This window comes from Mesorhizobium escarrei (genome assembly GCF_935825525.1).
Classification (GTDB): domain Bacteria; phylum Pseudomonadota; class Alphaproteobacteria; order Rhizobiales; family Rhizobiaceae; genus Mesorhizobium; species Mesorhizobium escarrei.
Genome location: NZ_CAKXZT010000126.1, coordinates 230,244 through 253,781, shown reverse-complemented (window position 1 = coordinate 253,781; position 23,538 = coordinate 230,244). Strand labels below are relative to the sequence as shown.

22 protein-coding genes are annotated in these 23,538 nt (G+C 62.8%); 20 read left to right on the top strand and 2 right to left on the bottom strand.

The features are described 5' to 3' along the window. Nucleotides 1–8: 8 nt before the first annotated feature. Nucleotides 9–1,262 (bottom strand): NAD(P)/FAD-dependent oxidoreductase, encoded by a 1,254-nt coding sequence (locus tag NMG80_RS16975; protein ID WP_254019135.1) that lies wholly within the window; start codon nt 1,260–1,262, stop codon nt 9–11. A gap of 471 nt (nt 1,263–1,733) precedes the next feature. Here NMG80_RS16975 and NMG80_RS16970 point away from each other — a divergent pair, with 471 nt between their 5' ends. The 18 genes from NMG80_RS16970 to trmB all read left to right on the top strand — a co-directional run bounded on the left by NMG80_RS16970 (nt 1,734) and on the right by trmB (nt 20,657). Then, nucleotides 1,734–3,026, top strand: coding sequence for an imelysin family protein (locus tag NMG80_RS16970; protein ID WP_254019219.1), 1,293 nt, complete (start codon nt 1,734–1,736; stop codon nt 3,024–3,026). A 124-nt stretch (nt 3,027–3,150) separates the two neighbouring features. Beyond that, on the top strand, nt 3,151–3,462 hold the full coding sequence (locus NMG80_RS16965; RefSeq protein WP_065005901.1) for a (2Fe-2S)-binding protein: 312 nt from the start codon (nt 3,151–3,153) through the stop codon (nt 3,460–3,462). Further along, a complete protein-coding gene (bfr, locus tag NMG80_RS16960; protein WP_254019134.1) occupies nt 3,428–3,913 on the top strand; it encodes a bacterioferritin in 486 nt (161 codons plus the stop codon). The genes NMG80_RS16965 and bfr overlap by 35 nt, the downstream gene beginning before the upstream one ends. Nucleotides 3,914–3,925: 12 nt before the next feature. Beyond that, complete coding sequence (locus tag NMG80_RS16955) at nt 3,926–5,533, top strand: di-heme oxidoreductase family protein (RefSeq protein WP_254019133.1); 1,608 nt, start codon at nt 3,926–3,928, stop codon at nt 5,531–5,533. Beyond that, nucleotides 5,533–6,612: an imelysin family protein gene (locus NMG80_RS16950; RefSeq protein WP_254019132.1), complete on the top strand. Its 1,080-nt coding sequence runs from the start codon at nt 5,533–5,535 to the stop codon at nt 6,610–6,612. The genes NMG80_RS16955 and NMG80_RS16950 overlap by 1 nt, the downstream gene beginning before the upstream one ends. A gap of 244 nt (nt 6,613–6,856) precedes the next feature. After that, nucleotides 6,857–7,963: a DUF1513 domain-containing protein gene (locus NMG80_RS16945; protein ID WP_254019131.1), complete on the top strand. Its 1,107-nt coding sequence runs from the start codon at nt 6,857–6,859 to the stop codon at nt 7,961–7,963. 180 nt (nt 7,964–8,143) lie between these two features. Beyond that, a complete protein-coding gene (gene tsaB / locus NMG80_RS16940; protein ID WP_254019130.1) occupies nt 8,144–8,833 on the top strand; it encodes a tRNA (adenosine(37)-N6)-threonylcarbamoyltransferase complex dimerization subunit type 1 TsaB in 690 nt (229 codons plus the stop codon). After that, nucleotides 8,833–9,327 (top strand): ribosomal protein S18-alanine N-acetyltransferase, encoded by a 495-nt coding sequence (gene rimI / locus NMG80_RS16935; RefSeq protein WP_254019129.1) that lies wholly within the window; start codon nt 8,833–8,835, stop codon nt 9,325–9,327. Before tsaB ends, rimI begins: the two co-directional genes overlap by 1 nt. A 143-nt stretch (nt 9,328–9,470) precedes the next feature. Further along, nucleotides 9,471–10,271 (top strand): lyso-ornithine lipid O-acyltransferase, encoded by an 801-nt coding sequence (olsA, locus tag NMG80_RS16930; protein ID WP_254019128.1) that lies wholly within the window; start codon nt 9,471–9,473, stop codon nt 10,269–10,271. Between the two features lie 99 nt (nt 10,272–10,370). Then, the gene (gene miaB / locus NMG80_RS16925; protein ID WP_301943365.1) at nt 10,371–11,780 is read left to right on the top strand and encodes a tRNA (N6-isopentenyl adenosine(37)-C2)-methylthiotransferase MiaB; all 1,410 of its coding nucleotides are present in this window, start codon (nt 10,371–10,373) and stop codon (nt 11,778–11,780) included. Nucleotides 11,781–11,863: 83 nt separating this feature from the next. Continuing rightward, the gene (locus NMG80_RS16920; RefSeq protein ID WP_436798370.1) at nt 11,864–12,856 is read left to right on the top strand and encodes a PhoH family protein; all 993 of its coding nucleotides are present in this window, start codon (nt 11,864–11,866) and stop codon (nt 12,854–12,856) included. Between the two features lie 176 nt (nt 12,857–13,032). Next, nucleotides 13,033–13,539, top strand: a complete 507-nt coding sequence (ybeY, locus tag NMG80_RS16915; RefSeq protein WP_254019126.1) for an rRNA maturation RNase YbeY — start codon at nt 13,033–13,035, stop codon at nt 13,537–13,539. Nucleotides 13,540–13,566: 27 nt separating this feature from the next. Then, nucleotides 13,567–14,637 carry a hemolysin family protein gene (locus NMG80_RS16910; RefSeq protein WP_254019125.1) on the top strand — a complete coding sequence of 357 codons (1,071 nt, stop codon included), beginning with the start codon at nt 13,567–13,569 and terminating at the stop codon, nt 14,635–14,637. A gap of 268 nt (nt 14,638–14,905) precedes the next feature. After that, nucleotides 14,906–15,763, top strand: a complete 858-nt coding sequence (locus NMG80_RS16905; protein ID WP_367185964.1) for an alpha/beta fold hydrolase — start codon at nt 14,906–14,908, stop codon at nt 15,761–15,763. 195 nt (nt 15,764–15,958) lie between these two features. Then, nucleotides 15,959–17,551, top strand: coding sequence for an apolipoprotein N-acyltransferase (gene lnt, locus NMG80_RS16900; protein WP_254019123.1), 1,593 nt, complete (start codon nt 15,959–15,961; stop codon nt 17,549–17,551). Nucleotides 17,552–17,689: 138 nt separating this feature from the next. After that, complete coding sequence (locus NMG80_RS16895; RefSeq protein ID WP_254019122.1) at nt 17,690–18,109, top strand: helix-turn-helix domain-containing protein; 420 nt, start codon at nt 17,690–17,692, stop codon at nt 18,107–18,109. Between the two features lie 485 nt (nt 18,110–18,594). Continuing rightward, nucleotides 18,595–19,884 carry a methionine adenosyltransferase gene (gene metK, locus NMG80_RS16890; RefSeq protein WP_367185963.1) on the top strand — a complete coding sequence of 430 codons (1,290 nt, stop codon included), beginning with the start codon at nt 18,595–18,597 and terminating at the stop codon, nt 19,882–19,884. A 41-nt stretch (nt 19,885–19,925) separates the two neighbouring features. Beyond that, nucleotides 19,926–20,657 carry a tRNA (guanine(46)-N(7))-methyltransferase TrmB gene (trmB, locus tag NMG80_RS16885; protein WP_254019121.1) on the top strand — a complete coding sequence of 244 codons (732 nt, stop codon included), beginning with the start codon at nt 19,926–19,928 and terminating at the stop codon, nt 20,655–20,657. Nucleotides 20,658–20,728: 71 nt separating this feature from the next. Here the strand turns inward: trmB and NMG80_RS16880 are convergent, their stop codons facing one another. Next, nucleotides 20,729–20,893, bottom strand: coding sequence for a hypothetical protein (locus NMG80_RS16880; RefSeq protein WP_254019120.1), 165 nt, complete (start codon nt 20,891–20,893; stop codon nt 20,729–20,731). 320 nt (nt 20,894–21,213) lie between these two features. Between NMG80_RS16880 and rimP the strand changes: the two genes are divergently transcribed. Together rimP and nusA are read left to right on the top strand one after the other, a co-directional pair. Then, entirely contained in the window at nt 21,214–21,858 is a 645-nt protein-coding gene (gene rimP, locus NMG80_RS16875) for a ribosome maturation factor RimP (RefSeq protein WP_254019119.1), read from the top strand. 48 nt (nt 21,859–21,906) lie between these two features. Beyond that, nucleotides 21,907–23,502, top strand: coding sequence for a transcription termination factor NusA (gene nusA / locus NMG80_RS16870; RefSeq protein WP_023802116.1), 1,596 nt, complete (start codon nt 21,907–21,909; stop codon nt 23,500–23,502). Nucleotides 23,503–23,538 lie beyond the last annotated feature (36 nt).

The window sequence follows — 23,538 nt, the reverse complement described above, 5'->3', positions numbered from 1 at the left end:
ACATATCCTTATTCAGCGGCGCGGACAGGCTCTACCTGCTGGAAGGCGGCGAGCGCCGCCTTCAGTCCGTCCGGTCCCGTCGCAACCGTCTGCGGCGTCGGCGAGAAGCCGGCGCCGAGCATCTTGCGGCCAAGCATGTGGTCGCCCGGCCGATTGACCGACTCGATGCCGAGCAAACGATTTCCAGCATAATGGTAGATCGAAAATCTGTTCTCGTTGACGTCGCCCAGCACGACATGGCTGTCGCCTCCCGAAATCAGGCCGACCATCTGCAGCTTGATGTCGCCGATATCAGACCAGAACCATGGCACCGCCGCAAAGGCCTCCGCATGGCCGACAACGGTGCGCGCGGCAAGACGCGCCTGGTCGGTCGCATTCTGCACCGATTCCAGCCGCACATCACCGCCGGTGAGCCAGTGCCGGTAGGAGGCGACGTCGCCGATGGCGAGGATTTCGGGCACCGACGTGCGCATCTGCTGGTCGACGCGGATGCCGTTGGCGATTGTGATGCCGGCGGTCTGCGCCAGTTCGACATTCGGCACCACGCCGACGCCGATGATCACCATCTGCGCCGGCAGCCGCTCGCCGGATGCGGTGATTGCCGCCGAGACATGGCCGTTCTCGCCTTCGAGCCGCGCGATCGTGGTGCCGGTGAGGATGCGCACGCCGGTCGCTTCCAGCCGCTGCCGCACGTGGCTCGCGATGATCGGCGCCACCGCCCGGCCAAGCAGCCGGTCGACGGCCTCGACCACGATGACCTTGCGGCCGGCCGCTTTGAGCGTAGCGGCGATCTCCAGCCCGATGAAGCCGCCACCGAGGATGACGACATCATCGCTCTGCGCGCTCAATTCGCGGATCAGGCGTGCGTCGGCGAGCGAGCGCAGCGACACCACGCCTGAAAAATCCGAACCCGGCAACGACAGCATGCGCGGCCGCGAACCGGTCGCCAGGATCAGCCGGTCGAACGGCAGTGTGCCGCCATCTGATAGCTCCAGCCGGCGGCCGCCGGCATCGATGCGATCGATGCGGACGCCCGGCCGGTAGTCGATCGCGCTGCCGGTATAAAAGGCCTCGCCGCGCAGCGGCTGCGGTTTGGCCTCTTGATCCTTGATGAAGGTCTTCGACAGCGGCGGCTTGTGGTAGGGCGGTTCGTTCTCGTCACTGAGGAGGATCACGGGTCCGCCGTAGCCGTCCTCGCGCAGGCTGGCGCCCGCTTGCACGCCCGCATGACCCGCACCGACAATGACCACACCGTTTTTCATCGCAGCCCCAATTCCTCATCTCTCCAACACGTCATCCAAGTCTAGGACGTCTCGCCAAGTGGCGATTGTCTGACGCCGCCGCAAGACCACCTTTGTGGGTCGCACCCGGAATGGCGGTCTGTCAATCGTCTCGTTCGACGGCGGCACGGCAAATGCAGCTAAAGTTGATACTTGCAGTTTAGAATAATTCTAAACTGTTGTTTCAATTGGCTTTTCTTTCTGAAATCGGTTGACTTCCGGCACCTTCATCGCTTTATGGAAGCTTGCGCGTCAAGCGCATCCCTTTGATGTCTGGGCCTTGAACCCTTTCGATTGGAGGCATTTCGATGTCTTTCTTCCGCAAACCGCGCTATGCCGCGGCCTGTATCACGCCCAATGGCATGGACCTGCCTTGGCGCCGATTGCCTGCCGACGCGCCTTTGGCGCCGGCATTTCACTGAATTCCCGAGGGAGATGACAATCATGAGAGCGATGATCACGGCGCGATATGGCAGCAGGCTTGCAGCGATCGGCGCCACGGCGGCATTGACGGCGGCGATATTCGTGCTGCCGGCCAAGGCGGAAACCGACGCCAAGGCGGTCATCAAGACCTATTCCGATATTGCGCTCGCCAAATATGAAGATTCGCTGACCACGGCGCAGGCGCTCGACAAAGCCGTCGATGCGCTGCTCGCCAAGCCTTCGGTGGAGACGCTGGCTACCGCCCGCGAGGCCTGGAAAGCGTCGCGCGTTCCTTATCAGCAGACCGAAGTCTATCGCTTCGGCAACGCCATCGTCGACGACTGGGAAGGCAAGGTGAATGCCTGGCCGCTGGATGAAGGCCTGATCGACTATGTCGCCGAAAACTACGGCACCGAGTCGGACGCGAATGCGCTCTACACCGCCAATGTGATCGCCAACAAGTCGATAGAAATCGACGGCAAGAAGATCGACGCCACCAATCTTATTCCCGAGTTCCTCTCCGGCACGCTGCAGGAAGCCGGCGGCATCGAGGCCAATGTGGCGACCGGTTATCACGCCATCGAATTCCTGCTGTGGGGTCAGGACCTGCACGGCACCGGCCCGGGCGCCGGCGAACGGCCCTATACCGACTACGACCTCGCCAACTGCACCGGCGGCAATTGCGATCGACGCGCGCAGTACCTGAAGTCGGCGAGCGAGCTTCTGGTTTCCGATCTGCAGGACATGGTCAACGACTGGAAGGAAGGCGGCGCTGCCCGCAAGAACATTGCCGATGGCGAGCCGAAAGCCGGCATCTCGGCTATCCTCACCGGCATGGGCTCGCTGTCCTACGGCGAACTCGCCGGCGAGCGCATGAAGCTCGGCCTGCTGCTGCACGACCCGGAAGAGGAGCACGACTGCTTCGCTGACAACACCTACGATTCCCACCTCTACGATGCCGTCGGCATTCGTGCCGCTTATAAGGGCAGCTACACGCGTCTCGACGGCACGGTCGTCGAAGGCCCTTCGGTGTCCGACATGGTCAAGGAGGCCGATCCGGCGATCGACAAGGAACTGTCGGACAAGCTTGATGTCACCGTCGCCAAGATGGAAGCCATCAAGGCGCGGGCGCTTGGCGGTGAGGCCTATGACCAGCAGATCGGCGAAGGCAATACGCAGGGCAACGCCACCGTGCAGGCGGCGATCGACGCGCTGGTCGACCAGACCAAGTCGATCGAGCGCGCCGTCGGCACCCTGAAACTCAATGCCATCGCCTTCGAGGGCTCGGACAGCCTCGATGCGCCAGACAAGGTGTTTCAGTAAGGCGTCGATGCCCGGAGCTGAACCGAAAGTCCGCGTCGCGAAAGTTGAAATCGGTATCAGGCTCCACCTAAGAGAATAAGCCAAACGGCGCCGAGCACGCGCTGTCAGCCACACAGAGCAAATAATGCTGATCTGCCATTGCAACATCATCACCGAGAAGGAGATTGAGCAGACGATCGTCGGGCTGCTGGATCAGGATCCCTGGCAGCTTATCGTGCCGGCGAAAATCTATCATGCCATGCAGAAGCGTGGTCGCTGTTGCGGCTGCTTCCCAAATGTGGTCGAAACGATCATTCGGGTAACCGAAAATTACCACGCCCGCTCGGAGGCGAGCGGGGTGGATGTCGTTTCACACCTGGATCGCGTCAGAGGCCTGCGCGTCCAATACGGGAGCAGAACCCATGAAAGGCGAACAGCAGATCATAGAGCGGCTTAATGAGGCTCTGTTTCTGGAACTTGGAGCGGTCAATCAGTACTGGGTGCATTTCCGGCTGCTGGAGGACTGGGGATACGCCAAGCTGGCAAAGAAGGAACGCGCCGAATCGATCGAGGAGATGCACCATGCCGACCGGCTCGTGGCCCGCATCATCTTCCTTGAAGGCCATCCGAACCTGCAGTCGGTAGCACCGCTGCGCATCGGACAGAATGTCAAGGAAGTGCTCGAATCGGATCTTGCCGGCGAATATGACGCGCGCTCTGCCTACAAGCGGTCGCGCGAGATTTGCGAAGAAGCAGGCGACTACGTAACGATGAAGCTGTTCGAGGATTTGTTGTCTGACGAGGAAGGTCACATCGACTTCCTCGAGACGCAACTCGACCTGCTCGCCTCGATCGGCGAGGAAAAATACGGCCAGCTCAACGCCGCATCGGCCGACGAGGCGGATTAGGGACATGCGGGAATGCGGCGCCCCTTAGATTTCTTGCGCCGCTTGCGGCGGGCCGAGGATTACGGCCTGCCGTCCCAGCACAACCCGCGATACGGCTGGGTTCGCGGGCTTTCGATTGCCGTAGTGGTCGCGCTGACCGCCTCGGCGCTGGCCGGTGCGCCCGAACCGGCGGGCCTCGCCACCAGCCGTACCGATCTGACGCCGAAGGATCTGGCGCGCGTCATTGCCATCACCAGGCCGACCAGGGATTTTTCTAAGCCCGAACAGTTCGAGCCGATGCAGGGCGGCGCCGGCACGTCGCGGAAAGGCGCCAACAAGGACGCTTTCTCGCAATCTTCCGCCAGTATCACTTTCGAGGAAGAAGGCACGTTCAAGCTCGGCAATGCCCTTTTTCGCAAGAACTGGGTGTCGTCGCCCTCGTCGACCCAGGCATCGGACGGGCTTGGTCCGCTGTTCAACGAGCGGGCGTGCCAGAATTGCCATCTGAAGGACGGTCGCGGTCATCCGCCGGAAGCCGACAGCGGTACCACCTCGATGTTCCTGCGGCTGGCGCGGCAGGCGAGCACCGAGGAGGAGAAAGCAGCGCTGGCCGCCCGCAAGGTGCTCAACTTCCCCGATCCGGTCTACGGCTCGCAATTGCAGGAACTGGCCGTTCCGGGCCTTCGGGGCGAAGGCAGGATGCGTGTCGTCTATCAGGAGCAAAAAGTCACGCTGCCGGACGGCGCCGTGGTTTGGCTGCGCAAGCCGAGCTATTCGGTCGATGATCTCGCCAACGGGCCGCTCGATCCGCACACCACGCTTTCGCCGCGCTTGACGCCGCCGATGATCGGCCTCGGCCTGGTCGAGCAAATCGCGCCGGCGGACATTCTCGCCGATGCCGATCCGGACGATCGGGATCGTGACGGCATCTCCGGCAAGCCGAACATCGTGCGCGACGGCCAGACCGGCGAGTTGACGCTCGGCCGCTTCGGCTGGAAGGCGCAGACCCCTTCGATCCGCCAGCAAGCGGCGGACGCGTTCGCCGGCGACATCGGCATTTCGACGCCGGAAGTGCCAAACCACTGGGGCGATTGCACCGCGGCCGAAAAGCACTGCCTTGCCATGCCCAACGGCGCCCAGGAGCGCCTCGGCCCGGTCGAGGCGCCGCCGCCGGTCATGGACCTGGTCACCTTCTATTCGCAAAACCTCGCCGTGCCGGCGCGGCGCGACCTCGACAGGCCCGATGTGCTGGCCGGCAAGAAGCTGTTCTACGACATGGGCTGCATTTCCTGCCATACGCCGAAATTTGTCACCCGCCGCGGCTCGCCCAACAAGGCGCAGGCCTTCCAGCTGATCTGGCCCTATTCCGATTTTCTGCTGCACGACATGGGGCCGGGCCTCGCCGACGGGCAAGCGGTGGGCGATGCTAGTGGGAGCGAATGGCGCACGCCGCCGTTGTGGGGCATCGGTCTTACCCAGACCGTCAACGGCAACAGCTTCTTCCTGCACGACGGGCGGGCGCGCACGCTGACCGAGGCGATCCTGTGGCATGGCGGCGAGGGGCAGAAGGCGCGTGACCGTTTTGCCGCCGCCGACGCGCCCGATCGCGCCGCACTGGTCAAATTCCTGGAGTCGTTATGATGTCGAAGCGTCTGGCGGTTGTCATGGCTCTCCCGTTGGTCCTCGCCGGCGCATTGCTGGCGTCCGCAGCGGCGAAGGCTTCCGACGTGATCCAGCGCGCAATCGACGGCTTTGTCCGCCCCGCCTATGCGCGCCTGCATGACGATGCGGACAGCCTGACCAAGGCAATGCGAACGCTGTGCGACGCGCCTTCGCAGGACCGTCTCGATGCGGCGCGCGCCGAATTCTCCGGCATTGTGGACGCCTGGTCCGTCGTCGAGATCATCCGCATCGGACCGATCACGCAGGACAACCGGCTGGAGCGCATGCTGTTCTGGCCGGACCGAAAGAGCATCGGCCTGAGGCAGGTGCAGGCGGCGCTGGCCAGTAAAGACCGGACCGCCGCCGATCCGGCCCAGCTGGCGACAAAGAGCGTCGCCATGCAGGGGCTCGGCGCGCTTGAATTCGTGCTTTACGGCGATGGCGCCGAGCGGCTCGCCGGCAAGGACGATCCCTATCGCTGCGCTTACGGCGCGGCCGTCGCCGGCAACATCGAAACGATTGCCGCCGAGGTCAGCGACGCCTGGAACAAGCCCGACGGCTTTGCAGCACTTTGGGCCAATCCGGGGCCGCAAAACGCACTCTACCGCGACGGCACGGAAGCGGTGACCGAACTGGTCGGCGTCTTCATCAACGAACTGGAGATGGTCCGTGACGTGCGCCTGAAAGGTTTTCTGGGGAGTAGCCCGGAGGCCGACAAGCCGAAACAGGCGATCTACTGGCGTTCACAAAACACCACGCGTTCGCTGACCGGAAACCTTTCGGGCATGGACGCTCTGTTCCAGGCTTCGCAGCTTGGCGACGCGCTGTCGCCCGATGCGCGCTGGATGGCGGAATCGATCCACATCCAGCTCGTCAACGGCGCCGCCGACGCTACCGCCATCAGAGGCCCGATCGACAAGGCGCTCGCCGACCCGACGCTGCGCCAGAAGCTCGACCACTTCTCGCTGGTGACATCCAGCCTGTCGACCCTGATCGGCACCAGGCTGACCGCCGAATTCGGCCTGACCGCCGGTTTCTCGTCGCTCGACGGAGACTGAGCATGATCCCAAAAAGTTGCAGATTTTTTGGACAAGATCATGCGGATCGCAGGCTTTGGAGGTTGGCCGAAACGCCCATCGCTTCGTCATCCTTGGGTCTCCGCGACGGAGCTTCGCTCCTGCTCCGCCCAAGGATGACGAAGTTGGGAGGCTTCGGCCAATCTCGGACGTCTGCGATAGTCATAACGATCGGTCGGTGCTGCACCGTGTCGAGGAATGAGACCGGGTCCGAGAGGACCGTCTGTTGAAAACGCCTTTGATCGACCGCCGCGACTTCCTGAGGGCTGCCGGGGCAGGCTTTGTTGCCGCAATGGCGCCATCGGCATGGGCGAAGACGCTTAGCACGGACGCCGTCTTCGCCAGCGCTTTCGTCAAGCGCGACGGCAGCTATGGCGCGGCGATCCTGTCCGAGGCCGGTAAGGTGCTGCATGCCATCGATCTGCCCGCCCGCGGTCACGATGTCACCTTCGATCCGGTGTCAAAGCGCTCCGTGGTGTTTGCCAGGCAGCCCGGCACCTTCGCGGTGGTCTTCGACCACACCGGCCGCGACGAGCCGCTGATCATCGCCAGCGTCAGTGGACGGCATTTCTTCGGCCACGGCGTGTTTTCGACCGATGGTGCGCTGCTCTACGCCACCGAGAACGATTTCGACAGTGCCGCCGGCGTGGTCGGCGTCTATGACGCGCGTGCGAAATTCAAGCGCGTTGGTGAGTTCCCGACCTATGGCATGGGTCCGCACGAGCTGCTGCTGCTCGGCGACGGCAGGACGATTGCCGTCGCCAATGGCGGCATCGAGACGCATCCGGATTATGGCCGCGCCGAGCTCAATATCGCGACGATGAAGCCATCCTATGTTCTGGTCGACCGCCTTACCGGCGACCTTGTCGAAAAGCACGAATTGCCGCCGGCGCTGCACCAGCTTTCGATCCGGCACATGGATACCGACAAATCCGGCACGGTCTGGTTCGGCTGCCAGTACAGGGGGCCGGGCAGCGATCGTCCGCTGCTGGTCGGCCGCGCCGCGCGCGGCAAGGATCTGCAACTGCTCGACATGCCGCAGGACGTGCTGTCCGGCTTCAGGAACTACATCGGCTCGGTCGCCGCCAACCCCGCTGCCGGCACCGTCGCCGTGTCCTCGCCGGAAGGCAACTCGCTTGCGGTGATCGATGCGGCCAGCGGTCGGATCGTCGCCACCAACGCTTTGGCCGAGGTCTGCGGCGTGGCGCCCGACGGGGCGAGCTTCATGGCGACGACCGGCACGGGGCAAATAGCCCAAGCCGGCGGCGCGACACGGTCCGAGCCGGACTATGTCTGGGACAATCACATGCTGCGCATCGACCAGGCCGCATAGTGCGGCACTGGTTCATTGAGGATTGGGTTCGCCGAAAGTTGCCTCTTTTGGGCGAGGTCGAAGCGAAGCCGCCAAACGATTTATGCATTATCCCCTTGCAGGGATGAGCCATGGCAGGCACAGGGAAATTGTCTTTCGAACCCCCTGTGCCCCAAGCGGGTGCTCCCAACCGGCCGCCTCATGAAGTTGCTTGCCATCGATTGTGCCGCCAATCTCTGCGCCGCCTGTGTCTACGACGCGGCGGCCGGGAAGGAACTCGGCCGCTCGGTGCTCGATCTCGGCAAGAGCCATGCCGAACATCTGATGGCTGTGATCGAAGAGGCTTTGACGATCGGCGGCGCCGACTATGCCGGCCTCGGCGCAATCGCTGTCTCCACCGGCCCGGGCTCCTTCACAGGACTGCGCGTCGGCGTCTCGGCAGCGCGGGGCCTGGCGTTGGCGCTGAAAATCCCGGCAATTGGGGTGACGACGCTGGAAGCGCTGGCCGCGCAAGCGAAAGCGACATTTCCCGGCCGCGCCGTGCTGGCCGCGCTCGACGCCGGCCGCGAGGAGATCCATGCAGCACTTTACGACGAAGTGTCGGTTCTGCGCTATGGTCCGGCCGTGACGACGATCTCGCAAGCCGTCGCCATGGCGGTTGACAGGTCTCCGGTTCTGGCCGGCACGGCGGCCACGCAAATCGCCGCATCGGCCGGGCGCGCCTTCGACGTCGGCCCGACAAGTGCCACTGCGGATATCGCCATCTATGCCCAGCTGGCCGCTGCCAAGGGTGAAGGCGAAAAGCCGAAACCGCTTTATTTGCGCGGGGCGGACGCCAAGCCGCAGGCCGGGTTTATCCTGTCCAGGAAGAAAGCCGGGAAGAAAAACTGATGCGCATTCCTTTCCTCAAGCCGCGCCGCAGGGACTTTGCGCTCGAGCCGCTGACGATTGCCGACAGCGCGGCTCTGTCGGTGCTGCATCGCGAGGATTTCGTCCGGCCGTGGAGTGATGATGAATTCGCCGCACTGCTCGAACAGGACACGGTGTTCGGCTATGCCGCGCGCGAGACCGGCCAGGGTGCCAAGCCGCCGGTCGGTTTCGTGCTGGCGCGCCTGGCAGCCGGCGAAGGCGAGATCCTGACTGTCGCGGTGGCGCGCTCCCATCGCCGCCAGGGGCTCGGCTGGCAATTGATGGATGCGGTGCTGCGCGAACTGCATGCGCAACGCGCCGAGGCGCTTTTCCTGGAGGTCGACGAGACCAACGTCGCCGCGATCGCGCTCTACCGGCGTCTGGGATTCCGCGAGGTCGGCAAACGTGCCAACTATTACAGATCGCCCGAGCACGGGCCGACCGGAGCGCTTGTCATGCGCCGCGATCTTCGCTAGCGCTGCGGCCCGCAAATCGGAACCGATTTTCGGAAAGCACGATGCGCAGGTCGAGATGCGCAGATTCAAAGCGCTAGAGCGTGCTTTGGGCGTCCAGTTGGACGCGTCGCTCTAGCCAGAACTCGGGACAGGGCCAAGAGCGGATGATCGGAAAAATCAGGATCTTCCTGGCGCTGAGCCTCGTTGTCGTCGGCTCGTTGATCCTCGTGCCGTTGCAGATCCTGTCGATGAAGACCGGGCTCTGGCGCGAGACTCTCATCCTCAGGATCTGGCACCGGCTCATCATCCGGGCGCTCGGTATGCGCATCCATGTCAAGGGGACCTTGTCCAATCAGCGCCCGCTATTGGTTGCGTCGAACCACGTTTCCTGGACCGACATCATGGTGCTGGGGTCGATGGTCGACGTGACGTTCATCGCCAGGGCCGACATGGCCGGCTGGCCATTGATCGGCATGTTGTCGAAGTTGCAGCGCACCGTTTTTATCGAACGCGAGCGCAAACGTTCGTCGGGCGACCAGGCGAGCGAGATCGCCAGCCGCATGGCCAAGGGCGACGCCATGGTGCTGTTTGCCGAAGGTTCGACCAGCGACGGCAACATGATCCTGCCGTTCAAGAGCACGCTGTTCGGCGCCGCCTCGATCGCGATTTCGGAAGGGGCGGCCGAAAAGGTCTTCATCCAGCCGGTGGCGATCGTCTACACGCGCCTGCATGGCGTGCCGCTCGGCCGCAGGCACCGGCCGATTGCCGCCTGGATCGGCGACGAGGATTTGATGCCGCATCTCAAGGTGCTGATGGCGGAGGGCGGGCTCGATGTCGAAGTGTATTTCGGCGAGGCGGTCGCCTTCTCCAAGGGCTCCAGCCGCAAAGAAACGGCCAGGCTGATGGAAAGTCAGGTGCGTGATATGGTGCAGGCGGCGCTCGCCGATCCGCGCCCGAGCCGGTAAGCCGGAAAAGCTCCAGCGCTTTGCGCGTCCAAGGGAGGCGCGGCGCTGCAAAGCAGAATCGTCTGTTTTTTGTCAGGGAAAGGCGTTAGAAGCCGCCAGATGGAATTGAACACGATCGAACGGGACGACATCGATACTGCGACCGAAACTGCGGTCGCGCCGCCTGCCGCGAGCCGGAAGGTCTTCGTCAAGACCTATGGCTGCCAGATGAACGTCTACGATTCGCAGCGCATGACCGACGCGCTGGCCGCCGACGGCTATACTGCGACGGATGCGATCGGCGAGGCCGATCTGGTGCTGCTCAACACCTGCCATATCCGCGAGAAAGCCGCCGAAAAGGTCTATTCCGAACTCGGCCGCATTCGTGAGATGAAGGCCGAACGGGCTCGGGCCGGCCGCGAGATGCTGGTCGGCGTCGCCGGCTGCGTGGCGCAGGCCGAGGGCTCCGAGATCATCCGCCGCTCGCCTTCCGTCGATCTGGTCATCGGCCCGCAGACCTATCATAGGCTTCCGCATGTGTTGGCACGGGTGCGCGGCGGCGACAAGATCGTCGAGACCGACTACGCCATCGAGGACAAGTTCGAGCATCTGCCGCAGCCGAAGCGCGCCGAGATCATCAGGCGCGGCGTCACCGCGTTCCTGACCGTGCAGGAAGGCTGCGACAAGTTCTGCACCTTCTGCATCGTGCCCTATACCAGAGGCTCGGAAGTGTCGCGGCCGGTGGCGCAAATCGTCGCCGAGGCCGAGCGGCTGGCGCAAGCCGGCGTGCGCGAGGTGACGCTGCTTGGCCAGAACGTCAATGCCTGGCACGGCGAAGGCGAAAACGCCGAGGAATGGGGCCTTGGCCGCCTGCTTTTCCGGCTGGCCGAGATTCCCGGGCTGGCGCGGTTGCGCTACACCACCAGCCATCCGCGCGACATGGACGACGAATTGATCGGCGCTCACCGTGACTTGCCGGCACTGATGCCCTATCTGCATTTGCCTGTGCAATCCGGCTCCGACCGCATCCTCAAGGCGATGAACCGCAGGCATACGGCAAAAGACTATCTGACACTGCTCGACCGGATCCGCGCCGCACGGAGCGACATCGCGCTTTCGGGCGACTTCATTGTCGGCTTTCCCGGCGAGACGGATGCGGATTTCGAGGCGACGATGGACCTTGTCCGCCAGGTGAACTATGCCTCGGCCTTCTCGTTCAAATATTCGCCCCGCCCCGGCACGCCGGGCGCGGAAATGGCCGATCATGTGCCGGAAGCGGTCAAGGACGAGCGCCTGCAGCGGCTGCAGGCGCTGCTGCTGACCCAGCAGCAGGATTTCGGCGCCAGCCTGGTCGGCAGCACCATCCACACGCTGATCGAGAAGCCGGGCCGCCAGGCTGGCCAGAAGGTCGGCCGCTCACCGTGGCTGCAGCCGGTTATTGTTGATGAAAAGTCCGGCGAAATCGGTGAGATTATCCAGGTACGAATCACGAAGACGGGTTACAACAGCCTGTTCGCCGAATTGGCCTGAAGGTCTCGGCAGATGAGGAGAGACGGTTGAGCGCTGCGGAAGTGAAGAACCTGCCCCAGAACCTACCATCGGGGGCTTCGGATATGGCGCACATCGTTCTGACTTTCGACAATAACAAGCTTGCCAGCGCCCTTTATGGCCAGTTCGACGAGAATCTTGCCAGGCTCGAGCAGAAGCTTGGCGTCGATATCCGCTCGCGCGGCAACCAGCTGACCATCAAGGGCTCCGCCTCGGCCGCCGAGCAGGCGCGCCGCGCCCTGGATAATCTCTACGGCATTCTCCAGAAAGGCGCTGACATCGGCCAGTCGGACGTCGACGGCGCCGTCCGCATGGCGATCGCCGCCGACGACCAACTGACGCTGCCGACACTGGAGCGCAAGGGCAAGGTGTCCGCCGCCCAGATATCCACGCGCAAGAAGACGATCTATGCCCGCTCGCTCAACCAGGACGCCTATATGCGCGCGCTGGAGCGGTCCGAACTCGTCTTCGGCATCGGCCCGGCTGGCACGGGAAAAACCTTCCTGGCGGTGGCGCATGCGGCGATGCTGCTCGAACGCGGCATGGTCGAGCGCATCGTGCTGTCGCGGCCGGCCGTCGAGGCCGGCGAGCGGCTCGGCTTCCTGCCCGGCGACATGAAGGAGAAGGTCGATCCCTATCTTCGGCCGCTCTATGACGCGCTTTACGAGATGATGCCGGCCGACAAGGTCGAGCGGGCGATTGCCGCCGAGGTGATCGAGATCGCGCCGCTGGCCTTCATGCGCGGCCGCACGCTGGCGCACGCCGCCGTCATCCTCGACGAGGCGCAGAACACCACGCCGATGCAGATGAAGATGTTCCTGACCCGTCTCGGCGAGAATTCCCGCATGATCGTCACCGGCGATCCGACCCAGATCGACCTGCCGCAAAACACCAAATCCGGCCTCGTCGAGGCGCTCAGGATCCTCGACGGCGTCACCGGCATGGTGACGGTGCGCTTCAATGAAGGCGACGTCGTCAGGCATCCGCTGGTCGCCGAGATCGTCAAGGCCTACGACCGCGACGGCAAGCTGGCCCGGGGCCTGGGCGCCGAAGGCTAGAGCATCGGACCCAAAAGTGGGAACCGGTTTTGGGAGAATCCGATGCTCAAAAAAAAATAGCATCGGACCCAAAAGTGGGAACCGGTTTTGGGGCAATCCGATGCTCAAACAAGAAAACACAGCGGCGGCACGGCGTGAAGCCGAAGCTCGCCGCTCTGATGTGATGATGCGGCCTTATGGCTGATGACAAAAAATCTGTAGGCGGGGATCTTCCGGTTCCCGTCGACATCGATATAGCAGTCGAAGCGGGCGACTGGCCCGATGAGGCCGCGCTGACGCGGCTGGTCGATGGCGCCGTTGCCGCCGCGTTTGCCGAAACCGGCGCCGCCGGCCGTTCCGAGCTCAGCATCGTTTTTTCTGACGATGCCCATATCCGCAGTCTCAATGCGGGCTGGCGCGGCAAGGACAAACCGACCAACGTCCTGTCTTTCCCGGCTTTTCAGCTCGCCAAGGGCGGTCCGCTGCCGCCCATGCTGGGCGACATTGTGCTGGCCGCCGAGACGGTTGCGCGGGAAGCCGCACTGGAAGACAAGCCTGTCGACAACCATATCACCCATCTCGTCATCCACGGCCTGCTGCATTTGCTGGGCTACGATCACGAGACCGACGCCGAGGCCGAAGAAATGGAAGCCGTCGAACGCGCAGCACTTGCAAGGCTTGCCATTCCCGATCCCTACGCGTAACTAAAAAGATCAAATGACCGGACGACGATGAACGACAAACCAGAGACTGCCCGCCCAGACGCCGGCAGTGCGACCAAGCCATCCGAACAGACGGAAGAGGACTCTAGTCCGAGTACCACGACCGGCAGCTTCGCCAGCGAGTCATCGCCTGCCGGTCCTTCCCTGTTCGATCGCGTGCTCGGCCTGTTCAGGCAACGCAACGGCACCAGCCTGCGCGAGGAGATCGCCGACGCGCTTGCCGAAACGGCGAGTGATGCCGGCGCATTTTCGCCCGGCGAGCGGGCCATGCTCAACAACATCCTGCGCCTGCGCGAGGTTCGCGTCGAGGATGTCATGGTGCCGCGCGCCGACATCGAGGCGGTCGAGATCACGACGAACCTGGGCGATCTTCTGGGACTGTTCGAGCAGTCCGGCCATTCCCGCATGCCGGTCTATTCGGAGACGCTCGACGACCCGCGCGGCATGATCCACATCCGCGACGTGCTCGCTCACATCACCAAGATCGCCCGCGTCAGAAAGGGCAGGACGACCAGGAAGGCCGCCCCTGCCACGCTTCTTGATCTCGCCAAGGTCGATCTCACGCGCACCATCGGCGACCTGACCCTGATCCGCCCGGTGCTTTTCGTGCCGCCGTCGATGCTCGCCTCCGATCTGATGGGGCGGATGCAGGCGATGCGCACCCAGATGGCGCTGGTCATCGACGAATATGGCGGCACCGATGGTCTGGTCTCGCTCGAGGACATCGTCGAGATGGTGGTCGGCGACATCGAGGACGAGCACGACGAGGACGAGCCGATGATCACCCAGACCGGCGAGGGGGTGTTCGTCGTCGACGGCAAGGCCGAGATCGACGATGTCGCCAAGATGATCGGCGAGGATTTCGCCGCCGGCGAGCATGGCGAATATGTCGACACGATCGGCGGCATGATCTTCAACACGCTTGGCCGGGTCCCGGCCCGCGGCGAAGTGGTGCAGGCCATCCCCGGCTTCGAATTCCATGTGCTCGACGCCGATCCACGCCGCGTCAAGCGTGTGCGCATCGTGGAGACCCAGAAGGGCGAGCGCCGGCGGCGCGCCGTCCGCGCCGAGCAGGCTTGAAAGACGCCGCTCGCCCGATGACGGTCGAAATCCGTTCAAGCGCTCAACCTTGGGCTCAGGCATATTCTGCACTGGCCCGCGCGCCGCATTGATCTGGCTTGAAAATGCTTTCGGCTCGAGCAGAGCATGGTGGTCAGCGACGCTGACGGCAGGCTCGTCCATTCCGAGATGCGGTCGGTGACGCTCCGTTCCACGCGAGGAGGCTGAGCGGCTGGACGATTTGCAGATCGAAGGCTGGCACCGATCACGCTTCGTCTGAGTTTCAGTAATGGATGGGGCCGGTGCTCTAGGAGAATATCTGATGTCGTGGAAACTCGATGAGACCGTGGAAACGTCTGCGGGCGCTGTGGCAGCGGGTCGATTTGGTAGGGGGCCTGCGCTCGTGCTGGCTCACGGCTGGCCGTGGTCTTCATTCTCATGGCATCGGATTATTCCAGACCTTGCAAGGCGGTATCGTGTCCATTGGTACGATATGCCCGGATACGGGCGATCCGCCAAAGCCGCGGAGCAGCGCACCTCACTCGATGTGCAAGGAGAAGTATTCGCCGAGATGCTTGCGCATTGGGACCTTGAGCAGCCTATGGTCGTTGCCCATGACTTTGGCGGAGCGACGACGCTACGGGCGCATTTGCTGCATGGCTGCGACTTCGAGCGGTATGTCCTGATGAATGTCGTCGCCATGCGCCCTTGGGGATCGGAGTTCTTCGATCATGTCGGTCGCCATGTGGATGCCTTTCTGGGCCTGCCGCCGCATATCCACAGAGCGGTCGTGGAGGCATATATCAAAGAGGCGATCGCAAATGACCTCGATTCCGGAGATTTCGAAAAACTGGTCGAGCCGTGGCTTGCCGAGGAGGGACGAGGAAGCTTCTATCGGCAATTCGCGCAAGCCGACGAAAAATATACCGCCGAAGTCGAGCCGGCGTTCGGGGATATCAGGTGTCCGGTAAAGATAATCTGGGGCAAGGACGATCCATGGATCCCGCTGGAGCGAGGCGAAGCGCTTCATGCGCTGATCCCGCAGGCATCGTTCGAAACACTGCCTGGCGCCGGTCACTTACCGCAGCTCGAAGCCCCGGATCTCGTCCTGGAGCGGCTGAACGCATTTCTATCGCGCAAATCCTAGTGATATACCGGCACGCGATGCCTGCGCGACAATTCACATGCGACGCTTGTCTTGCCGGCGTCAGTCGCCCCACCTATCCAGCAGACCTTAGAGAGTTGAGGCTTGAGTCGTTCGTTCATCTATCCGGTGGCGTTTGGAGCGCGGACTGCGGCCTGATAAATCTTCTGCCGTGATTCGCACGACTCGGAAGCATCGATGAAGCGCCTGGCCGGCCGGATAATTCTGCTGTGGGGCTGGCGCCGCGCACTTGTGGCGTTTCTTGCCGGTGCGCTGGCGGTTCTTGCCCAGGCGCCTTACGATTTCTTCGCCGTCTGTTTCGTTTCGTTTCCGCTGCTGGTCTGGCTCCTCGACGGCGCAACCGGCGAAGCCTCCGATGGCTGGTTCCGGCATTTGCGGCCGGCCTTTGCCGTCGGCTGGTGGTTCGGCTTCGGCTATTTTCTCGCTGGCCTGTGGTGGATCGGCTCAGCACTTCTGGTCGAGGCCGACAGTTTCGCCTGGGCGCTTCCCTTCGCAGTGGTCGGAATTCCGCTGGCGCTCGCCTTTTTCTATGGCTTCGCGACAGCGGTTGCCCGGCTGCTGTGGAGCAACGACATCGGCCGCATCGCCGCCCTCGCCTTCGGCTTCGGCCTGGCGGAATGGCTTCGCGACTTTCTGTTCACCGGCTTTCCCTGGAATGCCGTCGGCTACGCGGCGATGCCGGTGCCCTTGCTTATGCAGAGCGTGTCGGTGACCGGCATGGTCGGCATCAACGCGCTGGCGGTCTTCGTCTTTGCATTGCCGGCCCTGCTTGCGGCGCGCCGGCATGTCCGCCTGGGGGCTGCACTGGTTGCCGTTCTCGTCGCGGCCCATCTCGGCTTCGGCTATATCAGGCTTGCTGCCAAGGTCGAGCCCGCAACCCGCGCAATCGACGTCCGCATCGTGCAGCCGGCCGTCGACCTCAGCGAAAAGTGGGACGCTTCGGTGCCCGACCGTATCTTCGCCACGCTGATGGGGCTTTCGGCCAAGGCGCCGGAGGCCGGTCATGACAAGCCGCAATTGATCCTGTGGCCGGAAACCTCCGTGCCGTTTTTTTTCGCCGAGCGTCCCGATGCGCTGACCGCGCTGGGAGAGATGCTTAACGACGGCCAGACGCTCATCGCCGGCGTCGTCCGGGAGGAGGGCGGGTCGGCGGAAAATGCCGACAGGCGGTACTACAATTCGGTAGTGGCAATCGACGACAAGGGTCAAATCGCAGATGCCGTCGACAAGGTTCATCTGGTGCCCTTTGGCGAATATCTGCCTTTTGCCGACCTGCTTGGCCGCTTCGGGCTCAAACAACTCGTCGCCGGGCCGACAACCTACGCGGCGGGCAATGAGCGGCACCCGATCGCGCTGCCCGGCGGCATCCGCGTGCTCCCGTTCATTTGCTATGAAGTCATCTTTCCCGATCTGGTGGCAGTTGACGCTACGTCAGCCGAGCTTATTGTGAACGTCACGAACGACGCGTGGTTCGGTGACACGCCGGGTCCGTACCAGCATTTCAGGCAGGCGCAGATTCGTGCGGTGGAGAACGGGGTGCCCTTGTTGCGAGCAGCCAATAACGGAATCTCCGCTGTCGTCGATCCGCGCGGACGCATTCTGGACGCACTGGCGATCGACGCACGCGGAGCCATCGATGTCCACGTGCCGATTTCCGATCAAGCCATCATTTCTTCCCGCCAAAGAAGCATTAACGGACTGATGATCATGGTGCTGTTCGCTCTCGCTGCTTTCACAATGAATGTAAGGCAACGGCTACGGGCGAATTGACAGTCGACACATTAGAAACTCATACTGTAACGGCCTGAAATTTCTCGAAGTCAGTACGTCGTTGTGTTGGGGCATTGGCCGCCGGCTTCGTTTGGGCAGAAAAAACACAAAAAGCCGGAAAAATTCGGCGAGGAAAAAATGGCAGAAGAAAACAAGAAGAAGCCGAATCCTATCGACATCCATGTCGGAAGTCGCATCAGGCTTCGTCGCAATATGTTGGGAATGAGTCAGGAAAAGCTCGGCGAGAACCTCGGCATAACGTTTCAACAGATACAGAAGTACGAAAAGGGGACCAATCGCGTTGGCGCCAGCCGTTTGCAGGCAATCGCCTCGATACTGGGCGTGCCTGTCGCATTCTTTTTCGAGGACGCGCCGGGCCAGGAGGCCGTGGGCAACCGCGGATTTGCCGAGGATGCATCAATGGCCTCTGCCGTCGAATTCTGCGGCAGTCCTGAAGGTCTTCAACTCAACCGGGCCTTCGTCAAGATCGCCGACGTGAAGGTACGCCGCAAGGTTATCGAGCTTGTGAAGGCGCTTTCCACCGACGAAGTCGATTGATTTTTGGCCGATTGACTTAGGCCGATTGATTTGGCGGCCGCTAAAGTCCGAAATGGCGAGGCCGTCATAGCGGGGCAGGAAAATTCTCGCGATCTCGCGCATCGTGGAATTGGCATCCCGCAGGCATGCCGAGAGCGGATCGATTTTGCTCGACACCCATGCTCAAAGTCTTTTTCATCAACGTGTTGAAGCTGAATACGCGTTGGGGCTGATGCATGTCGCAAAGGCATGCCCTCGGGCTTGAACCGAGGGTGCGCAACGATTTTGCGATGACGACATGCATAAAAACAAGAACTTAAGGCGCGTCGCATGGATCCGCTCAGCCACGACGCGCTTTAAGCACACTACAAGGTCACACTGGTACAACATAATAGCGCGATTTTCATGCCAGAATGGCCGCGCCGCTTGACGAGCGCCGCCCGGCACAGCTAACACGTGGCGCGCCAATCGGCAGCGTGCCGAGATTTTTTCAAGAGGGGACACCCGTGACGCGGCAAAATTATCTATTCACCTCGGAATCCGTAGCCGAGGGTCATCCCGACAAGGTCTGCGACCGTATCTCCGACGAGATCGTCGATCTGGTCTATCGCGAGGCCAGAAAGACCGGCATGGACCCCTGGAAGGTCCGCGTCGCCTGCGAGACGCTGGCGACCACGAATCGCGTCGTCATCGCCGGCGAGGTGCGCGTCCCCGAGACCCTGCTCAAGAAGGACAAGGCCGGCAACATCCTGATGGATGCCGCCGGTCATCCGCTCGTCAATCCGGCGAAGTTCAAGTCGGCCGCCCGCAAGGCGATCCGCGAAATCGGCTATGAACAGGCCGGTTTCCATTGGAAGACGGCAAAGATCGAGGTTCTGCTGCACGGCCAGTCGCCAGATATCGGCCAGGGCGTCGACAATGCCTCCGACCGGCAAGGCGAGGAAGGAGCCGGCGACCAGGGCATCATGTTCGGCTATGCCTGCCGCGAGACGCCGGATCTGATGCCGGCGCCGATCTACTACAGCCACAAGATCCTCGAATTGCTGGCCGCCGCGCGCCATGAGGGCGACGGCGATGCCGGCCGGCTCGGGCCGGACGCCAAGAGCCAGGTCACCGTCCGCTATATCGACGGCAAGGCGGCGGAAGTGACGCAGATCGTGCTGTCCACCCAGCACCTCGACGCCAACTGGGATTCGAAGAAGGTCCGCAACGTCGTCGAACCCTACATTCGCGAGGCGCTGGGCGACCTGAAGATTGCCGACAGCTGCAACTGGTACATCAACCCGACAGGCAAGTTCGTCATCGGCGGGCCGGACGGCGACGCCGGCCTGACCGGGCGCAAGATCATCGTCGACACCTACGGCGGTGCTGCGCCCCATGGCGGCGGTGCTTTTTCCGGCAAGGACACCACCAAGGTCGACCGTTCCGCAGCCTATGCGGCCCGCTACCTTGCCAAGAACGTGGTGGCGGCCAAGCTCGCCGATCGCTGCACCATCCAGCTTTCCTATGCCATTGGCGTCGCCCAGCCGCTGTCGGTCTATGTCGACCTGCACGGCACCGGCAAGGTCGATGAGGCAAAGCTCGAGCAGGCGCTGCGCACCGTGATGGACCTGTCGCCGTCCGGCATCCGCCGCCATCTCGATCTCAACAGGCCGATTTACGCCAAGACCTCATCCTATGGCCATTTCGGCCGCAAGGCCGGGCGCGACGGGTCCTTCTCCTGGGAAAAGACCGACCTCGCCAAGGCGCTCAAGGACGCACTCACCGAAGCGCCCGCCGAAGCAGTCGCGGCCTAGCCGCGGCGTCCATAGATCCGGAAGACATGGATCCGGAAGACATGGATCCGAAAGACCTGGATCCGCAAAACGTGGATCCGAAAGACCGGCCAAGCCGTGCGACCGAAGCATTTTTCGGTCGCCGGCGCGGCAAGACCATCCGTCCGCAGCAGGCGGCGGCACTGGAAAGCGGCTTCACCACCTACCGGCTCGATCTGGCGGCCGCAGCGCCGGCCGACTTGCGCAGCCTGTTCGAAGCCGATGTCCGCGCCATCCATCTCGAAATTGGGTTCGGCGGCGGCGAGCACCTGCTGCATCGGGCGACAGCGGCTCCTGAGACCGGCTTTGTCGGCGTCGAGCCTTTCGTCAACGGCATGGCCAAGATGATGATGGCGGTCAGGGAACGGCCGCTTGCCAATCTTCGGGTCTATGACGACGACGCCACGCGCCTGCTCGACTGGCTCCCGCGAGCCTCGCTCGACGGCATCGACCTTCTCTATCCCGATCCCTGGCCGAAGAAGAAACACTGGAAGCGACGCTTCGTCAGTCCGGTCAATCTCGACCGTTTCGCGCGCGTCCTGAAGTCAGGCGAAACATTCCGCTTTGCTTCCGATATCGACAGCTATGTGAACTGGACGCTGCTGCATTGCCGGGTACATGATGCGTTCGCGTGGCAGGCTGAAGAGGCAGCCGACTGGCATCGGCCCTATGAGGGTTGGCCGGGTACACGCTACGAGGCCAAGGCCGTTCGCGAAGGCCGTCGGCCAGCCTACCTCACCTTCGTCCGAAGATAGTCCTATTCAAAGCGCGCCTGGCGCGCTTTGCCGTCGACGAGGACCATGTCCTCGCCCCTGCGTCGCCGGACTTAAATCCGGCCGATCTTGTTGAAGGCGGCCGGATCCATGCCGAGATTGCGCAGATCGTGCGCGCGCGGCTTGCGGCCGGCTTCGACGGCCTGCGAAGCGGCGACGGCGCTGCCGAACACGGTGAAGAAATCGCCGATGGCCGAGAAAACCTTGCGGTTGGTCATGATTATGCCCTTTCGCCTGCTGCGATGGCTGATTGAATTTGTGCAGCGCAACATAGATAGGCGCGTACTGCCTGATATCACAGGGCCGTTGCCGCATGGCCGCCATGCGCCCTGTGCAACGCTGCCGCCCCCGACAGTTTCGCCCTACCCTGCATGCGGGCAACACATCTGCTTACGACACGGACTGCATGCGGACTTGAAACGACGGCCGCGATCGTCTATATCAAGCTCAAATTCTTGGTCGGTATGGCGAAGAGTGGGTCCACCCGGTCCCGCTCTTTTTTGTTAGCTTCCGGCCGCCGTGAAGCGACAGGAATAGAATGACGGCAACGGTACCCGACAGCGACGACCGCATCATCCGCGAAAGCGGCATCGATGCGCGCATCGCGCTGATCGTGCAGCCGGTGCTGCGTGCCATCGGCTTCCGCCTTGTCAGAGTGCATCTGACGGGCCAGAACGGACTGACGCTGCAGATCATGGCCGAACGCGAGGACGGCACCATGACCGTCGAGGATTGCGAAGAGGTCAGCCGGGCGGTGTCGCCGGCGCTTGATGTCGATGATCCGATCGAAAAGGCGTATCATCTCGAAGTGTCGTCGCCGGGAATCGACCGGCCGCTGGTCCGCAAGTCGGATTTCGCGACCTGGACGGGTCATCTGGTGAAGATGGAAACCTCGGTCCTCGTCGCCGACCGCAAGCGCTTCAAGGGCAAGATCGCCGAGAGCGACGCGGATGGCGTGCTGATCGAGCGCCACAAGGCCGCCTATGGCGAACAGCCGACGGTTCGCGTGCCCTACGATGCGATTGCCGAAGCACGGCTGATCCTGACCGACGACCTTATCCGCGACGCACTGTCGAAGGACAACAGGGCGCGCAAGGAAGCCAAGAAGCGCCGCGGCGAGCCCGAAGACGCGCCAGAGGGCGTAGAAGCGGGCGCGCAAGATGAAACCGAACAGGAAATGTGATTGGGCTGCCGGGCGCAAAGGCTCGGCAACAAGCTCGGGAGAAAAAAGATGGTTGTAAGCGCAAACAGGCTTGAACTGCTGCAGATCGCCGATGCGGTCGCGCGGGAGAAGTCGATCGACAAGTCGATCGTCATCGCCGCCATGGCCGATGCGATCCAGAAGGCGGCGCGCTCACGCTATGGCCAGGAAACCAACATCCGTGCCGACATCAATCCGAATACCGGCGAGATGAAGCTGCAGCGGCTGATGGAGGTGGTCGAGAAGGTCGACGATTATGCGACGCAGATCGCCATATCCTCGGCGCGCGAGCGCAATCCCGACGCGCAGCTCGGCGACTTCATTGCCGAACAGCTGCCGCCGATGGATTTCGGCCGCATCGCCGCCCAGTCGGCCAAGCAGGTCATCGTGCAGAAGGTGCGCGAGGCCGAGCGTGACCGCCAGTACGACGAGTACAAGGACCGTATCGGCGAGATCGTCAACGGCACTGTCAAACGCGTCGAATATGGCAACGTCATCGTCGATCTCGGCCGCGGTGAGGCGATCATTCGTCGCGACGAGCTGATCCCGCGCGAAAACTACAAATATGGCGATCGCGTCCGCGCCTATGTCTATGACGTGCGCCGCGAGCAGCGCGGTCCGCAGATCTTCCTGTCTCGTACCCACCCGCAGTTCATGGCGAAGCTGTTCACCATGGAAGTGCCGGAAATCTACGACGGTATCATCGAGATAAAGTCGGTCGCCCGCGATCCAGGTTCGCGCGCCAAGATCGCCGTCATCTCGCGTGACAGTTCCATCGATCCGGTCGGCGCCTGCGTCGGCATGCGCGGCAGCCGCGTTCAGGCGGTGGTCGGCGAATTGCAGGGCGAGAAGATCGACATCATTCCGTGGTCGCCTTCGGCCGCTTCCTTCATCGTCAACGCGCTGCAGCCGGCGGAAGTCGCCAAGGTCGTGCTCGACGAGGACGCCGAACGCATCGAGGTGGTGGTGCCGGACGACCAGCTGTCGCTGGCCATCGGCCGCCGCGGCCAGAACGTCCGGCTCGCCTCGCAGCTCACCGGCTGGGATATCGACATCCTGACCGAGCAGGAAGAGAGCGAGCGCCGCCAGAAGGAGTTCGTCGAACGCTCGGCGCTGTTCATGGATGCGCTCAACGTCGATGAGATGGTCGGCCAGGTGCTCGCCTCGGAAGGCTTCACCAGCGTCGAGGAAGTCGCCTATGTCGATGCCGACGAGATCGCCTCGATCGACGGCTTCGACGAGGACACCGCGTCGGAAATCCAGGCCCGCGCCCGCGAATATCTGGAGAAGATCGAAGCCGAGCATGACGAGAAGCGCAAGGCGCTCGGCGTCAAGGACGAGTTGCGTGAGATTCCAGGTGTGACCACCGCCATGATGGTGACGCTCGGCGAGGACGGCGTGAAGACGATCGAGGATTTCGCCGGCTATGCGGCCGATGACCTGACCGGCTGGAAGGAACGCAAGGACGGCGAGACGAAGGTATTCCCGGGTGTGCTCGCCAACCACGGCGTGTCGCGCGCCGATGCCGAGCAGATGGTTCTGGCTGCCCGCCTCAAGGCCGGCTGGATCACCGAAGACGAGCTTGCAGCCGAAGACGTGCCGGCTGACGAAGCCGTTGGTGCGTGAGGTGAAACCGCATCGCACACAACCCGCCCTTGGACG